Here is a 19,594-nt window from a genome sequence, read left to right as displayed (position 1 = left end):
GCGGGCATCATGCCAGGCTGGACTTGGAAGCGCTCGCCAAGCGCTTCGGTCGAGACTTCGTTCTGCTCCATCACACCATCGTGCCTTATCTCCGCTGCTCAAAATGCGGAGCGAAGGGCGGGGGTGTACGCGGGCCGATATCGATACAAATGCACTTTCCTCACCGCAACTGATTGCCTTCTGGCTTTGATCGGTGAGTCTCGTTTTTGCGTTCTGAAGAACAGGGGCGGGCATCAGTCCTCGCATCATGAGTTTCAGATGCGGGTGCATGCCTTGAGCGCGGGGATGGGAAGCAGACTGGCGGCTTTTAGCGCTTATCAAACAAAAGCTGACCAATTTTCGTCGGCGGGAGTGCTCAGTACGACGTTCAAAACGGTCTCTCAACTTGAAGAGTGCTGCGCTGGCGGTCCAATATGCGTGCTATCTGTTCGCTTCACTGGACATCTGCTTTATGCTTACCGCTCCCCTTCGCTTTCTACTATTCGCGCTAATTTCCGTTTTCGCAATAGGAGCGAGCACCGCTTCAGTCACTGCTCAGAACAAGAGCCGATCAGTCACCGCGCCCTCCGCACAGCCTTTAACGGTCGGTGTTTATGTTCATCCGCCCTTTGTCACAAAGATCGAAGAAGGGTTTTCAGGCATGGCGGTCGAGTTGTGGCAGTGGCTCGCCGCCCAGCTTGGACGCGAAAGCGAATATGTCGAGTTCAGCAATATAGGCGAACTTGTCGATGCTGCGGCATCGGGTGAAATCGATGTGGCGGTCACCAATATGACCGTCATCCGCGATCGTGCGGAGCGTATCGATTTCACCCATCCTTGGTTCGATGCAGGCCAACGCATCATGGTGCGTGAAAACGCCGGCGGGGGCGTCTCCAAGCTTATTGCCGGGTTGAGTGAATCCGGCCATCTGCGCGCCTATGCTTGGATTGGCATCGTCATCATCATGGCGACGATCCTAGTGACGCTGTTCGATCGACGATTCGACAAGGATTTCCCGCACCGCTGGCGCGATGGGCTGGCCGAAGGCTTTTACACGGTCATGTCGGTCGCCACCTCTGGGAAGCCGCCCGCGCGCAAGAACCTGTTCGGCTGGATTGGACGCTTTTGGCAAGGCCTATGGCTGGTGTGCGGCATTGCGGTTCTGGCCTATGTGACATCTTCGGTAACCAGCGTCATGACGACCCTGTCACTTACCAACCAGATCAACAGCGTTGCGGATCTCCCGGGGCGCCTGATCGGGGTTCAGCCCGGTAGCGTATCGGAAGATTATGCACGGCAGGCTGGACTCAATATTCGCCATTTCGATCACATCGCCCAAGCTGCCGAAGCCCTGATCGATGGCCAGATTGACGCGATTATAGGCGATGCGCCCGTCCTTGAATACTATGCCCACACTACGCCGCAGCATCCCATCACCGTGGTTGGACCGATCTTTGCTCCGGACAAATATGCCTTCGCCCTGCCACGCCAGAGCGAACTGACTCGGCTACTCTCGGTAGAACTGATCGGTGCCCACGAAAGCGGGGTAATCGAGGAGTTCAGAACTCGGTACTTTGGTGACAGCCCGTGACAAGTGGGGTGGCGAAATCCGTTGTTCAGGGAAGAGCGACAGATATGCGCGGTTCATCTGCGGCTTTCAGCTGGACCAGATCGCAGCCTCGCAACTTGCTATCGACAGCCATATTGAAAAGCGCAAGATCACTTACGGTGCCGGCCAGTTCCAGTTGAACACGGATGGCCCAGACATGCTTTGGAAGCAGTGGCCTCTTCTGACCGATAACGCGACTGTGATTCCATGCCTTCTTTGTGGGCACCACCATCGGCAAGTTGAGGGTGGACATAGCGGTTCCTCCGACCACTCCTACCCACCGCAACACGCGCGACGTTCGAGCGAACAATGATACCTCAATTCCTGATGAAGCGGGCAACGGCAGATCTGAGCCCTTTCTCGACATGTGTGGCGACCCGCCGCATATGATCGGGAAGGAAGCCCATCTTCGCTACATTGAGTTGGTGACGTTCTCGCTCATCCGCCCCGCCAACTCCCGGGCTGCACTGCCCTGATTGCTCCAGTCGTCCGTGATCTCGCCCAGATAAGCCCGTCGCGCATGATCGAGTGCCATAGCATCTGAGCCAGACAATCGCGTAATCGCCCATTCAGCCGCAGCATCCTTCGTGACGAAATTCCCGGTGCTGCCCGTGTGCCACATCCGCGCAAGCGTCAGCAGGACATTCCGCTCGTCCCCGTGCAATCCATCCAGCAAATCTGGAAGTGAATCGCGCATGGCTTGGTTGACATGCTCTGCCGAAACGTCCCTCAGCAGTTCACTCCTCGGCGGTCCGAACAACGGAATGGCCTCCTGATAGGCCTGCGCGATGACCAGAGAGTATTCAGGATCACGTTCAGGCATCGGCGTATGACCGGCCTCGAAAGCCTCCCGCAGCCACTCTCCATAAACGAACTCCGCTCGCGCCGGGTAGTCACTGCGGTTGAGCTCGGCTTGGCAAAACACCATCACCTCGAGGCATCGGGGACCCCTCGGCACGGCAGGATGGCGTCCAGAAAGATGCATCAAGTCCAGCAACAAGCCGTTGCGCTGGCTATCGGTCAGCGCGGACTGAACCACGGCCAGCAGATCAATGTCGCTCTGCGGCCGGAGACCGCCGGACACGGCCGATCCATGCAGATACACACCAAGCAGCACATCGCCGAGCCAACGCTGCAAGGTGAGTAAAGCCGACTGTATCTGTTCTGTCTGATGGAGTTCCACCTGCATGATGGTCTTATAATGAGCATAACTCATCATCGGAAGGCAATTATGTCCGCGTTGCCGCCGTCCGGTGGCCAGCCGTCTTCGCAAATGCAACGACTGGCTGCTTCGGCGGGTCACAGCGCAGCGCCATATCAGCATGTGAATGACCGATATGGGCCGGAAGCGCCGGTGCATTCAGCACCAACGAATGTCAGCTAACCGCACTCGGAGCACGCTAACCGCAAGGTTCCTTGCGTGGCCTGCTGCCGGTTTCGTGGACACCGAGATAAGGTGTTTTTGACGAAACCGGAGTTTGTGAATGAAGAGAAGGAAGTTTAGCCGCGAGTTCAAGCTTGAGGCGGTGAGACTGGTCAAGGAACGAGGCGTGTCGGTCGCCCAGGCTGCCCGCGATCTTGATCTCCATGAGAATGTGCTGCGCACATGGGTCAGGGAACTGTGCGCTGACCCGCAGCATGCGTTTCCCGGACACGGACAGATGAAGCCTGAGCAGCTCGAGATCGATCGACTGCGCAAGGAGGTCGCGAAGCTCAAGGCGGAACGCGACATCCTAAAAAAGGCCGCAGCCTACTTTGCAAAGGACGCGATATGAAATTCGCCTTCATTGCAAAGCACCGTTCGATCTGGCCGGTGGCATGGCTTTGCGAAGCGCTGGATGTCTCGCGTTCGGGCTTTCATGCCTGGCTCACCCGCATGCCCAGCGCTCGGTCGCGACATGATGAGACGCTCCTCGGCGCGATCGATCGAAGCTTCAAGAGCAGCGACCGCACCTATGGCGCACGTCGTGTCTGGCACGATGTCCTCGCCGATGGGTTCTCCTGCGGCCTGCACCGCATCGAGCGGCTGATGCGGGAGAACGGCCTGCGGGCGCGACCACGCCGGCGGGGACTGCCGAAGGACACAGGAAAGCGGACAGTGGTGTCGCAAAACCTTCTCGACCGCGCGTTCGAGGCGTCGGCTCCGAACCGGAAGTGGGTGGCCGACTTCACCTATCTCTGGACTGCGGAGGGATGGCTTTATGTCGCCGCCGTCATCGACCTGTTCTCCCGCCGCGTCGTCGGTTGGGCGATGAAGGCCGAGATGACAGCCCAGCTCGTCACGGACGCCCTCATGATGGCGATCTGGAGGAGAGGCAGGCCCGACAGCCTCATGCATCATTCGGACCAGGGGAGCCAATATACGAGCGAGCAGTTCCAGCGCCTGATGGCCGACCACGGCATCACCTGCTCGATGAGCCGGTCGGGCAATGTCTGGGACAATGCGGCAATGGAGAGCTTCTTCTCCTCGCTGAAGACCGAGCGAACGGCCCGCAAGGTCTACAGGACAAGGGATGACGCCAGGGCGGATGTGTTCGATTATATCGAGCGCTTCTACAATCCGCGGCGCAGGCACTCGACACTGGGCTATCTGAGCCCCGTGGAGTTCGAGGAGCGAGCTATGTTAGCTTAACCTCGTGTCCGAAAAACCGGCAGCAGGCCAGCGCTCCCGATTAAGTTGATAGATGGGTACGCTGGGAACGACAGCTTTCGGTAAGCCGCTCGCGACCATGGGACGGCAGAGATGGGCGGAAGCGGTCATCAAAGTGTCGCCGGCACCGAATGGGAGATGACTGTTGCACAGCCTCCAGATTCAAAAGGTGGGAAATCAATTCAGGGCAGCACGGCGGGGCACCTTCAGCGATCTGAGCGTGGGAGGTGATCGAGTGCCCAGCGTGGCTGACCACCGGGATATTACGCTATACTGACAGTCCCGCCTGGCGCCTCGTCGGGAGGTCTCCACTTGAAGTGAACGACCTTGTCCTTCGGATGCGCGAAAGCCCGCTATAGATAAAAGTGCTGGCGGCGGTGTGCCTCATAACGCTGAACGAAAGCAATTCCGTCTTGGGTCGCGCGGATGCACTGCGAGCGGTCAAACGTCTGAATGCCTTTCTCAAGTTCAACGAAACCGTGTTTGACGAGTGCATTCACAGTGGCCGGCCCTGCATAAGCGATGGTGCTCGCGGGCAGCATTTCTCCAGCGGCCACAATAAGTTTCTTCAGCACATGATTCTCGCGATAATTCAATTCGGGTCCCGGCCAAGGGACGGAAGGTTCAACCAGATCATCATGATGCGAAGCCTGCGACGCCATCTGGGGTACAAGCCTCACAACTACACCGTCGAGAATGATCTCCGGAATAAAGCCAGCTTTCTCCGCCCCTCTGCATATCGCGGTCACTTGCCTTGCGGTGATGTGTAGCTTGCGTGTCAAAAGCGATCCTTCCAATTGTGCGTGTCGCATATCGAAGTCCGCGAGGAAGTCGAGACGATGATCGAGGCGGGCGAGGTCGTCCCCTATCGTGATTTCGGAGGAACGACCGCCGTGCGGGGCTTCTTATCTGCAGTTGATGTCGTCTCGGAGCGCTCTTTCCGCTGCTTCAGCATCATCCTTACTGCATCCTGTGCCGATACGCCGCGTTCCGTCCTTGATGACCCAGGTGGCGGTGTACGGTCGGAACCAGAGGCGGGGCGGGCTCGGCTTACGCGGCATCGCTCTTTCATCTCCTCGATCGCGCGGCGCGTCACGAAGTCCTTGCGGGCGATCTGAATGATATCGAGATTGCCCTTCGCCGCCTCTGTGCGCAGCGCCGAAGGCGACAGACGACCACCGAAGAACAGCCGGCACGCTTCGGCAAGGGTGACAGGCTCGTCGTCTTCGACGTCGGACGCGCGCTCAGGTCTCATAGTTTGGGCTCCAGAAGAAGGTCGCTGTCATCGCGCTGCCTTGAGGATACGGTTGACTGATGATCGCCCACGAAAACAGAAATTTGCTCCCCGTCGAATTCGACACGCCGGATATCCAAGCCAGCGGCTTTCACCCCCTTTATCAGCCGGCATACCTCGTCGTGAGTGATGCGAGCATGACGCCTTCCCATTAGTACTTCTCCTAAAGCTTGAAGTCCCGCCCAGCAGTATGAAATGAGGTGAGCGTTGGGAAGTCCTAACGTTGCCTTTCTCGCAGGGAAACCACGAAGCCCGTCACCATTGCGGCTTTAGGACTGGATCAATTCACACCCTTCGAGATCATTCTCATCGAAAACGATCTCCACGACCTGATAGGGCGGGCCGTTGAACCAACCCTGAGCCTCGGCCGACTTGCCGTCGATAGTCTTCTTGGCAATGGTGCCAGTTTTGTTGGCCGACACGACTTCCACTTGATCGATCCGGATAGCGATGACACAGCGTGTTCCGATATCGGTACAGCGAAAGCATCCTACTCCTGTTCTGAACTCGGTTCCGATCGTGAAGTCGTTGAGGCTGGCCCCAGTTGTGGGCGCATTGCGATTCGGCAAGCCGATCTCCTGTGCCTTCTGGAAATCTAATGCCCAATCCGACCGAACACGGATCAGCTTGCCAATCCTGAATGACCGCAGTTCGCCGCTCTTTGTCAGGTTGCGAACATGTCGCTCTGAGCAGCCCCAGTACTCGGCAAGCGTTCGCGGCGTGTAAACGTGGGGTTCGCTACTGTCGCTCATGTTGCGTCCATGTCGCGTGGAGTAGCCGAGTGTGAAGGAAAACCCTTGAAAATCAAGGATAGTCAGTTGCAACACGCTGCAACATGAAATTCCGCCCAAAATACGCTAAGTCATTGAAAAGATTGGTGCCCAGGGGCGGAATCGAACCACCGACACGCGGATTTTCAATCCGCTGCTCTACCAACTGAGCTACCTGGGCTTGCCATTTGCCCCTTCGAAGTAAGGGGACTGTAGAGCCGGCGGGCTTGGTTCTCCGCCGGAAGCGCGTGGTTTATAGCACGAGTTTTGCGGCTGGCAAGCGCCGCTCGACGATTTGTCGAGAGTTTTTTCACACAGGCCGAAATGCCTCACATCCGCCAGGCGAGAAGGCGCTTTTCCAGCTTGCCGATTGCCCAGGCGATGCACAGTCCGAGCAGGGAAAGAAGTGCTACGCCGGCGATCAGCTGATCGAGGGCAAACAGCGCCCCAGCCATGAGAATATAGGCGCCGACACCGAATTCCGCCCCGATCATTTCGGCCGCGACCAGGAGCACGATGGCGATGGAGGCCGATATGCGAAAGCCAGACAGGATCGCCGGCATGGCACCCGGCACAATGATCTTGCGCACGATGGACAACCAGGAAAGCCCGAAGGATTGGCCCATGCGGATCAGGTTCCGATCCACATTGTCCACCCCGGCATAGGTGGCGATGACGGTGGGAAAGAAGGTGCCGAACAGGATCGTGGCGACCTTGGAACCCTCACCGATGCCGAACCAGATGATGAAGAGCGGCAGAAGCGCGATCTTGGGGACCGGGAAAAGGGCCGAGACCAGCGGCAGGAGGCCGGCGCGGGCGAGCGAAAAAAGCCCCACGGCAAGGCCGACCGCGATGCCAAGCAGGCTACCGAGCGACCAACCGAGAAGAAGGCGGTAGAGGCTGGCGCCGAGATGTTTCCAAAGCATGCCCGTCTGAAACAGGTCGACCAGCGCGGCAAAGGCTGCCGAAGGCGCGGGCAGGGCAATGGGGCTGATGAAACCGGAGCGGGAGCCGAGTTCCCAGATCGCCAGAATGACGAGGAAAACGATAGGGGCCACGGGCCCAAGAGGGCGGTGGACGAAGCCGCCGCCGCGGAAGGGAACGTCGCGCATGCCCGTCTGCTGGGTGCCGGCGGTATCGGTGTGTGGTCGGTCGCCGGCGGTGGCGTCATGCGACATCGGTGATCTCCCTGTCGGCCTCGCGGGCCTCCTCGCGCATGATTTCCCACACACGCCGCTGCAGCGATTCGAGTTCCGGCAGGCGTTCCACACGTTCGGCGAGGGGCATGTCGATTTCGACGATATCGCGAATTCTTCCGGGCCGGCGCGATAAAACGATGATGCGGCGGCCAAGGCGCACCGCCTCGTTCAGATTGTGCGTGACATAGCAGGCCGAAAAGCGCTCGCGCGTCCACAGGGCCACGAGGTCGTCCATCAGCAGTTCGCGGGTCTGGCTGTCGAGCGCGGAAAGAGGCTCGTCCATCAGCATGATGGCCGGCTTGACGGCAAGGGCGCGGGCGATGGCCACGCGCTGCTTCATGCCGCCTGAAAGCTGGCGGGGAAGCGCTTTGGCGAAATCGGAGAGATTTGTGCGCGCCAGCACGTCGGCGATGATCCCGGTCCGCTCGCTGCGCGCAATGCCATGGTCTTCAAGGACGAGGCTCACATTGCCTTCGACCGTGCGCCAGGGAAGAAGCGCGAAGTCCTGAAAGATGTAGGTGAGGGGATTGAGCGAGCCTTCCGGTGTCGGTCCCGAAAGAAGCGCTTTGCCCCCGCCCGGTTTCTCCAGCCCGCCGGCGATCCGCAGGAGTGTGGACTTCCCGCAACCGGAAGGGCCGACGATGCAGACGATCTCCCCGTCATCGACCGTAAGGGAAATGTCATCAAGGACGGTCGAGCCGCCGTAGCGGTGGGTGATGTTCTGAAGGATAAGTTGCATCGGCAAAAGCGGCCGCTCCGGCGCGAAGGCCGGAGCGGTGTCGTCCTGATGGAGGTTTAGCGGGTTTCCACGAAGCTCGTGTCGACCAGCTTGTCCATGGTCGCGGTCTCGGGGGCGAGGCCCTCAGACTTGAACCATTCGAGCTGGTCCTCGACGCTGGCAAGGCTCAGTGCCGCGCCTTCGTTGATGCGCATTGCGCCGGCGCGAATGCGCGGGGCGGCCTTGTCGAGCGGCTGGTCGTTGTAGACATATTTATGCACCATCGCGACGATGGCGGCGGTATCGTCCTCGCTCATGGTCTTGTCGACGAAGGCCGCGTTGTAGTCGGCGATGCCCTTGGAAAGGCCAGCCAGGAACCGCTTCACGAGATCTTTTTTCTCCTCGGCATTCTTCGTCGAGGTGAAGACCGTCGTGACCTGGTAGTTGTCGATATAGTCGGCGATCTTGCCGATCTCGATCACTTCGGGACCCTTGGTCAGGCCGCCGGCGATATTCGGCACGATGGACCAGGCGTCGATCTGGCCGCTTTTCAGGGAGGCGATGACGGCGGGGACCTTCTGAAGTGGCTTTACGTGGATTTCCGAACGGGGAAAGCCCTCCTTGTCGGCGATCTTGTGCGCCATGTAGTGGAAGGAGGAGCCGGTGGTGGTGATGCCGAAGCTGCGCCCCTTGAGGCCAGCCGGAGTCGTCACGCCATCATCGTGAGCAGCTTTGGAAACGAGGATCTTCTGGCCCTCGACGTCAGGCGTTTCCTGCAATGCGCCGCCGATGATCTTGATGACGCCCTTGTCCGCAAGGCTGATGAGGCCGCCGGAAATGGCGGTCATGCCGAAATCCACATCGCCCGAGGCGATGGCGACCGCCATGGGCTGGGCAGCCTGGAAGGAGATGAATTCGACCTCGAGGTCCTGCTCGCCGAAATAGCCCTTGCCTTCGGCGATGATGCTCGGCGAGTGCGAGGTGAGCGAAAGCAGGCCGACGCGAATCTTGTCCGCGGCGGAAGCATCGGTCGCGAAGGCGGCTGCGCCCGCGAGCGCCAGTGCGCCGAACGCCCGGCGTGAAAGTTTCAGCATGGGAACCTCCCTGATGTGCTTGGCTATTTTAAGAGGCTCTTCGCATAGAGGTGGGAATGGGGCAAGAAAAAGTCTGCTGGAGCCGGTATTGAAAGCGGTGCACAGCTTATGGTGGGGGCGGTTCCCCAGCCCCCGCGCAGGCTGGCTTGTGCCTCAGCCCGCCTGTTCGGAAAGCGCCAGGATTGCTTCGGCCTCGGGGTTGTTTCCAAGCGCCGCCACCACAGCGTTGGTCGTATGTTCGATATGGCTGCGAATAACGGTTATGGCCTGTTCGACATTCCGGTCGAGGGCGGCGTCCAAGAGCGCGCGATGCTCCAGATGGATATCGCGTGTCAGAACCGTCTTCTGCCGCGAGAGGCGCCGATAACGTTCATGATGGCGAAACATCATAGCCCGCATCCGCAGAAGCCAGGCCGAGGGGCAGGCCGCCACCAGAGCGTCGTGAAAATCCTGGTTGAGCCGCTCCCATTCCGGCATTCTTTCCAGCCCCTGTCGGTCGGCGCGCTCCACCCGCTCCAGCCTGTGCCAGGTCGTGATTACCTTTTCCTCCCATGCGAGGTCGCCGGCGGGAATGGATTGCGCGAGCGCGTCTGCTTCGAGCAGCTTGCGCAAATGGCCGATCTCGCGGGCATCTTCCACGGACATCGGTGCGACGAGAAAGCCCCGTTGACCCAGAAGCGTCACCAGATGTTCGCCCGAGAGGCGCGCCAGCGCCTCGCGCAGCGGGCCCGCGCCAATGTCATAGCGTTCCCGCAACATGTCGATCTTCAGCTTGAGCCCCGGTGCCAATGCACCGGAAACAATGTCTTCCCGCAGCATCCGGTAGGCCTTTTCGGCCTGGGTCTTTTCGGCATCGGCTGAAAAAAGAACGTCTTGCATCCTGGCTCCCGAACTGTGGCTGACTGAAACCTAGGCGGTTCGGTCAAAAATATCAATTTATAATTTGACAGAGCATAATTATCGATATTTTATCCGGCTAGGGAGGAATACCGATGAAATCCAGAATTGAAACCGCTGCGCCGGGCGATGACATTTTGCCCGGGCCGGAGACGGAGGCGCGGCTGACCAGGGTTAGTCGGCTCGTGGCTCGTTTCGAGGCGGTGGCGGCCGGGGTTCTCATCTTTTCGGTGTTCGCCGTTCTCATGGCCAATGTGGTTTCTCGCGCTCTCTCCCGTCCGCTGATCTGGAGCGATGAGCTAGCGATCAATCTGATGATCTGGTCGGCGCTGATTGGCGCATCGCTCGGCATCGCTCATCGCCAGCATATTGCGGTGACGCTTCTGCCCAACGCGGTGCGGCCTTCGCTGGCGCATGCCATGGGCATTGTCGTCGACCTGACGATGCTTGCCTTCTTCGCGACGCTTGCGCTTCTCCTGTGGCGCTGGTTCGACCTGCCCGGCCTCATTGCTGCGGGCTCCGTCGAGGCGCATTCGGCGGCCACCTTCAATTTCATCTGGCAGGAACCGACGGTCACGCTGGGCGTGCGCAAGGTCTGGTTCTGGTTGGTGCTCCCCATCTTCTGCCTCACGGGCAGCCTTCATGTCGTGGCCTCGCTCGCCGCGCGTCTCACAAGCCGCAAGGGTGTCGCCTTATGATCGTCGGCGTTTCATTTCTGTCGATGCTTGCCATCGGCATGCCGATCGCTTTTGCGCTGGCCACGCTGGCGCTGATCTACATTCTCGTTTCCGGCAACACGGTGATGCTGCAGAGCTATTCGCAGCAGCTCTATGGCGGCCTTGAGAATTACGGCCTCATCGCGCTGCCGCTCTTCATCCTGCTTGGCGAATTCATGAATGCAGGGGGCATTGGCCGTCGGCTCATGGCGCTTGCGCTCGCGCTGCTCGGGCGCGTGCGCGGTGGCCTTGCCTATGTCAATCTCGGCGCCAACATGATGATGGCCTCAATCCTCGGTTCCACCGTGGCGCAGATCACCATCATGTCCCGCCTGGCGGTGCCGGAGATGGAGCGCGCCGGCTATCCCCGTGACGTGAGCATGGCGATTGCAGCGGCCGGTGGATTGCTTGCCCCCATCATTCCGCCTTCCATGCTGTTCATAATTTTCGGCGTGATCGCGCAGATTCCAATCGGCGATCTCTTCATCGCCGGTGTCATTCCGGGTTTCCTGATTTTCATTGCATTCCTGGGGGTGATTGCCTGGCTTGGCCACCGGCATGATTTTCCAACCACCGAATCCATGTCGATGCGCGAACGCCTGAAGGCCGTCGCCGATGCCCTGCCGGCCGCAGCCATTCCGGTCATCATCGTCGGCTCGATCCTCGGCGGTCTGGCGACCCCAACGGAATCGGCTGCGATCGCAAGTCTCGCTGCAGTCGCAATCGGCCTGTTCGTTTATCGGGAGATGCGTCTCATCGATATCCCGAAAGCCTTTCTGAACGCGGCGGCGTCTTCCGCGAGCGTCCTGTTCCTCATTGCCGCTGCGCAGGTGTTCAGCTGGGTCATCACGTTCGAGAACCTGCCGGCGATGGTTGCCGCTGCCATGCAGGGCATGACCCAGTCGCCCATCGTCTTTCTCCTGATGCTCAATGTGCTCCTTCTCTTCCTGGGAATGATCACCGACCCGATCCCGGCCCTCATTCTCGTCGTTCCGGTTTTCCTGCCCGTGGCGACAGGCATTTATGGCATCGACCCGTTTCATTTCGGGGTGGTTGTGTGTCTCAATCTGACGCTCGGCCTGCTCACGCCGCCTGTCGGCACCGGGCTTTTCGTTGCCTCGCTGATGGGCAATGTGCGGCCCGAGCGGCTTGCGGTCCTGCTCGTTCCATTCTTCCTGGCGGTGCTTGTCGTCCTTCTGCTTCTCGTCGTGTTTCCGGTGCTGTCCACCGGCCTGATCGGAGGCTGACGGCATGGCGCGAGTCTGGATTCTCGGCAGCGGATTGATCGGCGGCGGATGGGCGGCATCCTTCGCGGCCGGCGGTCACGACGTCACGGTGATCGACCCCGATCCCACCGCCGCCCCCCGTCTGGAGGTGCTGTGGCGCGATGCGTTTGCCGCCATGCGCCGCACGGGGCGCGCGGTGGGGACCCCGCCATTGCCCGGGCTTGCCGTCTCGCCGCAGCAGGCCGGGTCCGCACCGGACTGGGTGCAGGAAAGCCTGCCTGAAAAGCTCGATCTGAAACGCAGCGTCTTCGCCGGGCTGGAGCCTTTCCTGCGCGACGACACGATCATCGCTTCGTCCTCATCCGGTCTGTCGCCCGATGATATGGCGACGGCGCTCGCGGTTCCCGGCCGGCTCGTCATCGCGCATCCCTGCAACCCGTCGCATCTCATGCCGGTGGTGGAGCTGTGCGGCGGTTCTCAGACGACCGCCCTGGTGATGGAGCAGGCAACGGTTCTGTTCGAAGGGCTCGGCAAGACCGTGTTGCGGATGAACAAGCCGATGCCCGGTCATCTGGTCAACCGTCTTCAGGCAGCGCTCTGGCGCGAGGCCGTGCATCTGGCAAGCGAAGGCGTCGCCAGCCTTGGCGACATCGAGCGCGCCGTGACGCTCGGTCTGGCGCCGCGATGGACGATCATCGGCCCCTCTACGGTCTTTCACGTGTCGGGAGGGGAGGGAGGCATGGAGCGTTTCCTGGAAGCGCTCGGTCCCGAGTTCGAACGCTGGTGGGCAACGCTCGGCGCGCCGTCGCTCGATGCGCAAACCCGCAAGGTTCTGGTCGAGGGCATGGCCGAAGCCGATCCCCGCCCGGTCCACGAAATTGCCGCCGCACGCGATGTGGCGCTCACGGGTCTGATGGCCCTGCTGGAGGCAGGAGTGCATCGGAAGTCATCATCTGGAGGAGAAGAACAATGAAACTTGCAAGATTTGCCGGCGTCGCCATGGCCCTGTGCCTGTCGACCCTTGCGGCCAAGGCTGAACAATACCGGCTGGGCCTCATCACGCCGCCGCCACATCAATGGTCGAAATCAGCCGTTGCGATCGCGGACAAGCTCAAGGCTGAGACCGATGGCCGCGTCGAGCTTCTCACTTTCCCGTCCGGGCAGCTGGGCAACGAGGCGCAGATGCTTCAGCAGCTCCAGACGGGCGCGCTGGACTTTGCGTTCCTGACGCTCGGCGAGTTCGCCAACCGCGACGCCAATTACGGCATCTTCCTTGCCCCTTTCCTGGTTAAGGATGCGGTCGCCGCCCGCAGTCTTCTCAAGGGTGAGGTGGCAGGCAAGCTGCTTGATGGCGTCAACAAGTTCGGCCTCACCGGCCTTGGCTGGGGCATGGCCGGCATGCGCGAGATCGTCATGAAGGACAAGGTTTCCTCCGGCGCCGATCTGAAGGGCAAGAAGGTCCGCACCGTGCCCTTCGCCCAGGAGCTCGATTTCTGGACCAAGCTTGGGGCAGCACCCACCCCCATGCCGTTGCCCGCTCTTTACGACGCCTTCGCCAACGGCCAGGTCGACGGCATGCAGATCGACTTCGAGGGCACCTGGAACTCGAAATATTACGATCATGCCGGCGTTATCATCCATTCCGACCACATGATGTTCCCGATGATCGCGGTCGCGTCCGGCCGTAAATGGCAGACGCTGTCTGAGGAAGACCGCGCCACCATCCAGAAGGTCATGGCCGAGGAAATCGACAACATGGTCGGTCTCTACGCCGATATCGACGCGAAATACCTGGCCGAGCTCGAAAAGACCTCCGTGCCGGTGATCAAGGCCGACCGCACCTTCTTCGGCCCGGCCATCGACGCCTGGTACGAGGAATGGCGCAACCGCACGCCCATGCTCGTCGATCTGGAGGCCGAAGCGGCCAAGTAAAGTCTGGAGAAACCGACATGTCTTTCGCCTATCGCGACCTGCGCTATCTGCGCCTTCCTGCCGACGATCTGGATGCGGCCTCTGCTTTTGCGGCCGGTGTCCTCGGGCTTCAACCCGGCGACCGGGACGAGGCAAACGCCCGTTTCCGCTCCGACGCGCGCAACTATGCGCTCTGCTATTCGAAGGAAGACGGGGCGGCCGTGGCGCTCACGGTTGCGCGGGCGGAAGATCTCGATGAAGCGGAGACGAGGCTTGCGTCCTGGTCTCCGCGCCGCCTTACCGCCGAAGAGTGCGTCAGCCGGCAGGTCAAGTCCGGCCTGGCCGTCCCCGCACCAAATGGCGTCGTGGTGGAACTGGTGTGGCGTCCGCTCACCTCGGGCTGGCGTTATCATGGCCCACGGGATGCCGGCATCACCGGCTTCCATTCGGTGCAGCTCGCCTGCACCGACATTGCGGCCGATGAAGCTTTCTGGATCAAAGGCATTGGTGCCGAGGTTTCCGATTGGGCAGGCGATGCGGCTTTCCTGCGTATCGACGATGCGCATCACCGCATCGCGCTCTATCCTTCCGCGCGAGACGGAATATTGGGCGCTGTCTGGGCGGTGGAAAGCATCAACAACGTGATGCAGAACTGGTATTTTCTGCAATCGGCCCAGGTCCCCATCGTTCACGGTCCGGGCCGCCAGCCGACATCCAATGCTGTTTTCGTCACCGGGCGCGGTCCCGGTGGCATTTTCTACAGCTATGCGGCTGAAACCGAGCACGGCCCGCAGATTGCCGCGCGCGGTCCGCGTCAGTTCGCCGAGCACGCCCGCTCGCACGATGCGTGGGGCTCTGCCTGCAACGCGCCCGAATTCACTGGAGGAAAAAGCGATGATCGAGCTTAAGGATGTCGTCTATTGCCGCCTCGGCACGACCGACCTCGATGGCGCCGAATGGTTCGCCATCAACATTCTCGGTCTGGAGGTTTCCGAACGTCGACGCGGCGCCACCTATTTCAAGTCTGACGGGCGCGAGCACACGCTCTGCTATTTCGAGGGCGATCCGGGCGATCAGGTGACGGCCTTCGAGATCGGCTCCTCCGACGATCTGCAGCGCGCGGCGGCGACGCTTGAAAGCCTCGGTCACCGCGTTCATTACGGCACGGCCCAGGAATGCGATGCGCGCCACGTGCGTGAGTTCATCCGCTTCAACGACCCGACGGGCAACGGCATCGAATTCGTGGTGCGCCCCGCCGTTTCAGGCGTGCGTTACCATGGCACGCGCGACGCCGGCATCACCGGGTTCTCCCATGTCGGATTGTGCACCACGGACCCGGCCCGCGACGAAGCCTTCTGGACGCAGGTCTGCAACGCGCGCGTTTCGGACCGTATCGGCGACGCGCCCTTGATGCGCCTTGGCACGATCCACCATTCGATTGCGCTGTTCCCCTATCACAAGGCGGGAATCCAGCACATCAACCATCAGGTGGAGAGCGCCGACGATATCCAGCGCTCCTTCAATTTTGTGGTCGACAATCAGGTCAAGGTCACGTTCGGCCCCGGTCGGCATCCAACCTCGTCGGCACAGTTTCTCTATTTCACCGGCCCCGAAGGCATGACCTTCGAATATTCGACCGGTGTGTGCGAAATCCACGATGAACCGCTGTGGCGTGACCGGCAGTTCCATTTCGAGCCCAAGGGCTTTTGCCACTGGGGCGCCAAGCCCAACATCGCCGCCTTCAAGGACGACTGATGGAAGAGCTCGCCAAAACAGTGCGGATCGCCGCGCGCGCGCTCGGCCGCGCTGGCCTCGTCCATGCCTATGGGCATTGCTCCGCGCGTGTGGACGAGGACCATTTCCTCGTCTGCCCCGCGCGGCCCATGGCGCAGGTCGCTCCTGGGGAAGCCTGCACACTGGTGCCTGTTCGCGGTCCCTTGCCGGAAGGTGTTCTCGGCGAAGTGCGCCTGCATCAGAAGATCTATGCACGCCGCCCGCAGGCTGGCGGTGTCGTCCGCTTCATGGGGCCACAGCTCATGGTGCTCGCAGCTCTTGGGCGGGTTCCTGAAATCCGTCATGGCTTCGGCACCTATTTTACGCCTCGCGTAGGGTTGTGGAGCGACATCCAGCTCGTTCGCGACGATGAAAAGGCAGCCGGCGCCATCGATGCGATGGGCGAAAGCGCCGGTCTTTTGATGCGCGGCAATGGCGGTGTGGTCGCGGGCAACAGCCTGGAGGAGGCAACAGGCCTTGCCTTCTATCTCGAGGACATGTGCCGCATCGAACTTGCGGCACTTTCGAGCGGGCTGGCTTCTTCCGCACCGGCTATCGCACAGGAAGATGCGATGCGCCGCGCCACACGGGCCGGGCTGATCTTCGAACGCATGTGGGATCACCTGACTGCCGGCGATCCCGAACTGGCCGCCAGTCCGAATTGAGCAGCCGACCTGATTTGAGTACCTGAAAGGACCGTTCTCAGTGACAACCTATCTGAATTTCATTGACGGCCAGTTCGTCAAAGGCTCGGGCGAGGGCTTTGCCAACCGTTTCCCGACCACGGGCGAAGCGATCGGCGATGTGTCTGCCGCCGGCAGAGCGGAGGTGGATGCGGCGGTCGGTGCTGCTCGCGCGGCCCTGAAGGGGCCATGGGGGCGCATGTCCGTTCAGGAGCGCGTTGCGCTGCTGCGCAAGGTGGCCGATGGCATCAACGCCCGCTTTGATGAGTTCCTCGCCGCCGAAATTCGCGACACCGGCAAGCCCCGGTCCATCGCCAGCCATATCGATATTCCCCGCGGTGCGGCCAACTTCAATGTCTTCGCCGACCAGATCCTGACGGCTTCCACGGAAACGTTCGAGATGGCGACACCCGATGGCGGTGGCGCGCTCAATTATGCGCTACGCCTCCCGCGTGGTGTCATCGGTGTGGTCTGTCCCTGGAACCTGCCATTGCTTCTGATGACGTGGAAGGTGGCGCCAGCGCTTGCCTGCGGCAACACGGTCGTCGTCAAGCCATCGGAGGAGACGCCGGCCACCGCGACACTCCTGGGCGAGGTGATGAATGCCGTTGGTGTGCCGCCCGGCGTCTACAATGTCGTGCACGGTACGGGACCGGGAGCGGCCGGTGAATTTCTCACCACGCATCCCGACGTCGACGGCATCACCTTTACGGGCGAAACGCGCACGGGCGAGGCCATCATGCGCGCGGCGTCCACGGGCGTGCGCCCGGTCTCGCTGGAACTCGGCGGCAAGAATGCCGGTATCGTGTTCGACGATGCCGATCTGGACGCGACGCTGGAAGGCATCGGCCGCGCCTGTTTCGCAAATACCGGTCAGGTGTGCCTTGGCACCGAGCGTCTCTATGTTCAGCGCGGCATCTTCGACCGCTTCGTCGAAGGGCTGGCTCAAAAGGCGAGGGGCTATCGCTTCGGCGATCCTTTCGACGGCGCCACCACCATGGGGCCGGCTATCAGCGCTGAGCACCAGGCCAAGGTCCTGTCCTATTACGAGAAGGCGCGTGCCGGCGGTGCGACGCTTCTTGCCGGCGGCGGGGTGCCCGACATGCAGGGCTATGAAGGTGGCTACTGGGTCGAGCCCACGGTCTGGACTGGACTCAGGGAAGATTCCCCGGTCGTTCGGGAAGAGATTTTCGGCCCTTGCACCCATGTCACGCCCTTCGACACGGAAGAAGAGGCGATCGCGCTCGCCAACGACACGCCCTATGGCCTCGCCACCTCGATCTGGACCACCAATCTTGGCCGCGCCCACCGCACGGCCAAGGCTGTCGAGGTCGGTATTACCTGGGTCAATTGCTGGTTCCTGCGCGATCTGCGCACCCCCTTCGGCGGCTCGAAGGCGAGTGGCATTGGCCGTGAAGGCGGCCTTCACTCCCTGGAGTTCTACACCGAGCTCCGCAATGTCTGCATAAAGCTCTGAAAGGTCATCATGCTCAGTCAAGAAGAACGCGCCCGCGCGGTCGAAAGCCTCCTGGAAAGCCATCGCACCAAGGTGCAGGGTCCACGCCCCTCCGAGATGTTCCCGAACATCGAGATCGCCGACAGTTATGCGATTTCCTCCGCTGTCGCCGATGCACGGGTGAAGGCGGGGGCGAAGATCATCGGTCACAAGATCGGCCTCACCTCCAAGGCGATGCAGGCCTCTTCGAAGATCGACGAGCCGGACTACGGCTATATGTTCGACGATCTGGTCCTGTCCGATGGCGCCAAGGTGCGGTTTGAGGATTTCTGCGTGCCGCGTGTCGAGCCGGAACTCACCTTCATTCTGAAGGAGCCGCTCAAGGGACCTGGTGTTGGCCTCGTGGATGTGTTGCGTGCGACCGAATGGGTTGTCCCCTCCATCGAGATCATCGATGCGCGGGTGACCGAACCGCGCAAGATCTTCGATACCGTGGCCGACAATGGTGCGGCGGCGGGCCTTGTTCTCGGTGGCCGTCCGGTGCGCCCGGAAGATGTCGACCTGCGCTGGGTCGGCGCGATCTTCTATCGCAATTCCGAGATCGAGGAGACGGGTCTGGCCGCCGGCGTCCTCGGCCATCCGGCAATGGCGGTCGCATGGCTCGCCAACAAGCTGGCGCCTTTCGATGTGACGCTGGAGCCCGGTCATATGCTTCTGTCAGGATCGTTCACCCGGCCCGTCTGGGCAAAGAAGGGCGACACGCTGCATGCTGATTTCGGGCCCCTCGGCTCGGTCGCTGTCCAGTTCGTGTGAGATTGCGATGAAGGCTCCTGAAAATCTCTTCAAGAAGCGCCTGCTCGCTGGCGAAAGCCTGCATGGCCTGTGGCTTTCCATGGCGAGTCCGGTGGCTTCCGAGGCGCTGTCTCTGGTCGGTTTCGACTGGCTGTTGTTCGATACCGAGCATGCGGCGGTCGATCTGGCTGGCGTCCAGCCGCTCTTGCAGGCTGCCGCTGTCGGAACGGCTCAGGCCGTCCTGCGCCCCGCCTGGAACGACAAGGTGCTGATCAAGCGCGCGCTCGACATGGGCGCGCAGACACTGCTTATTCCGTTCGTGGAAAACGCGGAGGAAGCGGCGGCTGCCGTTGCCGCCACGCGTTATCCGCCACACGGCATTCGCGGTGTGGCTGGTGCAACGCGCGCCAGCCGTTTCGGCCTCACATCGGATTATTTTGCGGTTGCCGACCGCGAAATCGCGGTTCTGGTGCAGATCGAGACCACGTCGGCATTGGAGAGGCTCGAGGAGATCGCAGCCGTTCCGGGCGTTGACGGCGTTTTCATCGGCCCGTCCGATCTGTCCGCCTCGATGGGCTTCCTTGGGGCAGCCGGCAAGCAGGAAGTCCAGGATGTGCTGAAGCAGACGGCGGCCCGCATCATCGCCGCCGGCAAGGCGCCGGGCATCCTTGCCACCAATGCGGCCGATGCAAGGCGCTATCTCGATTGGGGGTATCGCTTCGTTTCCGGCGCTGTCGATCTGGGCTTGCTCCTGCGTGCCGCGCAGGGTGTTCTCGCCGATGTGAAGGCTTGAGCCTGAAGGAGAAAACGGCGGGGATGACCCGCCG

General features: G+C 61.2%; 20 protein-coding genes, 1 tRNA gene and 1 pseudogene. 12 read left to right on the top strand and 10 right to left on the bottom strand.

The genetic code is table 11. From position 1 onward, the window contains the following. Positions 1-451 precede the first annotated feature (451 nt). Entirely contained in the window at positions 452-1,570 is a 1,119-nt protein-coding gene (locus NA8A_RS23050) for a transporter substrate-binding domain-containing protein (protein ID WP_074896977.1), read from the top strand. A 55-nt stretch (positions 1,571-1,625) separates the two neighbouring features. Here the strand turns inward: NA8A_RS23050 and NA8A_RS23045 are convergent. Both NA8A_RS23045 and NA8A_RS23040 read right to left on the bottom strand, forming a co-directional pair. Beyond that, a pseudogene (locus tag NA8A_RS23045) lies at positions 1,626-1,820 on the bottom strand (integrase); the annotation flags it as partial. Between the two features lie 180 nt (positions 1,821-2,000). After that, positions 2,001-2,777: an aminoglycoside nucleotidyltransferase ANT9 gene (locus NA8A_RS23040; RefSeq protein WP_040673434.1), complete on the bottom strand. Its 777-nt coding sequence runs from the start codon at positions 2,775-2,777 to the stop codon at positions 2,001-2,003. 295 nt (positions 2,778-3,072) lie between these two features. Between NA8A_RS23040 and NA8A_RS23030 the strand changes: the two genes are divergently transcribed. Continuing rightward, a protein-coding gene (locus NA8A_RS23030; RefSeq protein ID WP_086006191.1) for an IS3 family transposase occupies positions 3,073-4,220 on the top strand; the annotation gives its coding sequence in 2 pieces (ribosomal slippage) (positions 3,073-3,322 and positions 3,322-4,220; 1,149 coding nt in all). 371 nt (positions 4,221-4,591) lie between these two features. Here the strand turns inward: NA8A_RS23030 and NA8A_RS23025 are convergent. The 8 genes from NA8A_RS23025 to NA8A_RS22985 form a co-directional block, all read right to left on the bottom strand. Beyond that, a complete protein-coding gene (locus NA8A_RS23025) occupies positions 4,592-5,020 on the bottom strand; it encodes a hypothetical protein (protein ID WP_143088129.1) in 429 nt (142 codons plus the stop codon). An 83-nt stretch (positions 5,021-5,103) separates the two neighbouring features. Further along, the gene (locus NA8A_RS24805) at positions 5,104-5,493 is read right to left on the bottom strand and encodes a hypothetical protein (protein WP_009452837.1); all 390 of its coding nucleotides are present in this window, start codon (positions 5,491-5,493) and stop codon (positions 5,104-5,106) included. A gap of 308 nt (positions 5,494-5,801) precedes the next feature. Continuing rightward, entirely contained in the window at positions 5,802-6,284 is a 483-nt protein-coding gene (locus tag NA8A_RS24800; RefSeq protein WP_009452835.1) for a helix-turn-helix domain-containing protein, read from the bottom strand. Positions 6,285-6,407: 123 nt separating this feature from the next. Further along, a tRNA-Phe gene (locus tag NA8A_RS23005) sits at positions 6,408-6,483 on the bottom strand. A gap of 148 nt (positions 6,484-6,631) precedes the next feature. Next, a complete protein-coding gene (locus NA8A_RS23000; protein ID WP_009452834.1) occupies positions 6,632-7,480 on the bottom strand; it encodes an ABC transporter permease in 849 nt (282 codons plus the stop codon). Continuing rightward, on the bottom strand, positions 7,470-8,240 hold the full coding sequence (locus NA8A_RS22995; protein ID WP_009452833.1) for an ABC transporter ATP-binding protein: 771 nt from the start codon (positions 8,238-8,240) through the stop codon (positions 7,470-7,472). The genes NA8A_RS23000 and NA8A_RS22995 overlap by 11 nt, the downstream gene beginning before the upstream one ends. Before the next feature lie 56 nt (positions 8,241-8,296). Then, entirely contained in the window at positions 8,297-9,313 is a 1,017-nt protein-coding gene (locus NA8A_RS22990; RefSeq protein WP_009452832.1) for an ABC transporter substrate-binding protein, read from the bottom strand. A gap of 153 nt (positions 9,314-9,466) precedes the next feature. Further along, entirely contained in the window at positions 9,467-10,192 is a 726-nt protein-coding gene (locus tag NA8A_RS22985) for a GntR family transcriptional regulator (RefSeq protein WP_009452831.1), read from the bottom strand. Positions 10,193-10,305: 113 nt separating this feature from the next. Here NA8A_RS22985 and NA8A_RS22980 point away from each other — a divergent pair, with 113 nt between their 5' ends. The 10 genes from NA8A_RS22980 to NA8A_RS22935 are packed head-to-tail and all read left to right on the top strand — an operon-like array spanning position 10,306 to position 19,560. Further along, positions 10,306-10,908 carry a TRAP transporter small permease gene (locus NA8A_RS22980; RefSeq protein WP_009452830.1) on the top strand — a complete coding sequence of 201 codons (603 nt, stop codon included), beginning with the start codon at positions 10,306-10,308 and terminating at the stop codon, positions 10,906-10,908. After that, positions 10,905-12,173 (top strand): TRAP transporter large permease, encoded by a 1,269-nt coding sequence (locus NA8A_RS22975; protein ID WP_009452829.1) that lies wholly within the window; start codon positions 10,905-10,907, stop codon positions 12,171-12,173. Before NA8A_RS22980 ends, NA8A_RS22975 begins: the two co-directional genes overlap by 4 nt. Before the next feature lie 4 nt (positions 12,174-12,177). Further along, positions 12,178-13,125, top strand: coding sequence for a 3-hydroxyacyl-CoA dehydrogenase NAD-binding domain-containing protein (locus NA8A_RS22970; RefSeq protein WP_009452828.1), 948 nt, complete (start codon positions 12,178-12,180; stop codon positions 13,123-13,125). Then, positions 13,122-14,084, top strand: coding sequence for a TRAP transporter substrate-binding protein (locus tag NA8A_RS22965; RefSeq protein WP_009452827.1), 963 nt, complete (start codon positions 13,122-13,124; stop codon positions 14,082-14,084). Before NA8A_RS22970 ends, NA8A_RS22965 begins: the two co-directional genes overlap by 4 nt. Before the next feature lie 17 nt (positions 14,085-14,101). Continuing rightward, positions 14,102-14,971, top strand: a complete 870-nt coding sequence (locus tag NA8A_RS22960; RefSeq protein ID WP_009452826.1) for a VOC family protein — start codon at positions 14,102-14,104, stop codon at positions 14,969-14,971. Further along, positions 14,958-15,818 (top strand): VOC family protein, encoded by an 861-nt coding sequence (locus NA8A_RS22955; RefSeq protein WP_009452825.1) that lies wholly within the window; start codon positions 14,958-14,960, stop codon positions 15,816-15,818. Before NA8A_RS22960 ends, NA8A_RS22955 begins: the two co-directional genes overlap by 14 nt. Next, positions 15,818-16,501 carry a class II aldolase/adducin family protein gene (locus NA8A_RS22950; RefSeq protein ID WP_009452824.1) on the top strand — a complete coding sequence of 228 codons (684 nt, stop codon included), beginning with the start codon at positions 15,818-15,820 and terminating at the stop codon, positions 16,499-16,501. Before NA8A_RS22955 ends, NA8A_RS22950 begins: the two co-directional genes overlap by 1 nt. Positions 16,502-16,541: 40 nt before the next feature. After that, positions 16,542-17,996 (top strand): 2-hydroxymuconic semialdehyde dehydrogenase, encoded by a 1,455-nt coding sequence (locus NA8A_RS22945; RefSeq protein WP_009452823.1) that lies wholly within the window; start codon positions 16,542-16,544, stop codon positions 17,994-17,996. Between the two features lie 9 nt (positions 17,997-18,005). Then, positions 18,006-18,788 carry a fumarylacetoacetate hydrolase family protein gene (locus NA8A_RS22940; RefSeq protein WP_009452822.1) on the top strand — a complete coding sequence of 261 codons (783 nt, stop codon included), beginning with the start codon at positions 18,006-18,008 and terminating at the stop codon, positions 18,786-18,788. A 7-nt stretch (positions 18,789-18,795) separates the two neighbouring features. Next, a complete protein-coding gene (locus NA8A_RS22935; protein ID WP_009452821.1) occupies positions 18,796-19,560 on the top strand; it encodes an HpcH/HpaI aldolase family protein in 765 nt (254 codons plus the stop codon). The last annotated feature ends 34 nt before the right edge of the window (positions 19,561-19,594 follow it).

The organism is Nitratireductor indicus C115, from assembly GCF_000300515.1.
GTDB lineage: Bacteria > Pseudomonadota > Alphaproteobacteria > Rhizobiales > Rhizobiaceae > Nitratireductor > Nitratireductor indicus.
The sequence above is the reverse complement of the archived record's forward strand: the minus strand, read 5'-3'. Positions and strand labels throughout refer to the sequence as shown.